Annotated in this window: 1 protein-coding gene; it reads right to left on the minus strand. The window is 76.2% G+C overall.

The window, feature by feature from the left end:
• Positions 1 to 187: 187 nt before the first annotated feature.
• Positions 188 to 1006 (minus strand): ROK family protein (locus EYA84_RS32295; protein ID WP_131057907.1); only part of this gene is annotated, 819 nt, incomplete at its 5' end.

Raw genomic sequence — 1006 nt, forward strand, 5'->3', positions numbered from 1 at the left:
CTCGCCCACGGCCGGTGGCGCCGGCGGCCGGGCCCCGTCGGGTCCTGGTCACCGGCGGTCGCCCTGCGCCACGCGCTGTCGACCTGTACGCATGCCGGTGCTCTGCTCCTCGGGTCCACGGGTTTGTTGCCTGGGGGCAAGGGTACCGAGGTCCTCCGAGGGCCGTCCGTCCAGGAACGCCGGGGGCCTAGAGCCGGGCCAGCCATCCGGCGGGTCGGGCGATGATCCGGCGCACCACCGAGCCCGCCGCGCCCACCGCGGCGGCCGTGGCGCCGAGGGTCGCCGGTCGTACGGTCACCGGTGACCAGGCGGCGGTGAGTACCCGACGTTCGATCTCGGCGAGCACCGGCGGCCGGATCCAGGGGGCGAGCGGGGCGTAACCGCCGCCGAGTACCACGGTGTCCAGGTCCAGCAGGTTGATCACGCTCGACACGGTGATCCCGATGGCCGTACCGGCCTCGTGCAGCGCGTGCCGGGCGGTGGGCTCACCGGCCTCGGCGAGTTGGGCCAGCCGCACCGATGCGGTGTCGGCCGGCAGGTCGGCCCCGGCCAGGCCGGCGGCGGCGAGGATCGCCTCCTGTCCGGCGTAACGCTCCAGGCAGCCCCGGCCGCCACACCGGCAGGGCGGTCCGTCCGGCCGCACCGGGATGTGCCCGATCTCGCCGCTCCAGCCCCGGACGCCCCGGAACAACGCGCCGTCGAGCACGATCCCGGCACCGATGCCGACCTCGCCGGAGAGGTGCAGGAAGCTGCCCGGTCCGGCGCCGGCGTGCAGTTCGCTGAGCGCGGCGAGGTTGGCCTCGTTGTCCACCACCAGCGCCGGTACGCCCTCGACGGTCTCGGTGAGCGGCGGGAGCGCGGCCAGCAGTTCCGGCACCGGCACGTCCCGCCAGCTCAGGTTCGGCGCGAGGCGGACCCGCCCGGTGTCGTCGACCAACCCGGGTACGCCGAGGGCCGCGCCGGCCAGGGTGAGGCCCTGGGCGTCGGCGTCGGCGCGCGCCTGGGC

The sequence above is a fragment of the Verrucosispora sp. SN26_14.1 genome (genome assembly GCF_004307965.1).
Classification (GTDB): Bacteria; Actinomycetota; Actinomycetes; order Mycobacteriales; family Micromonosporaceae; genus Micromonospora.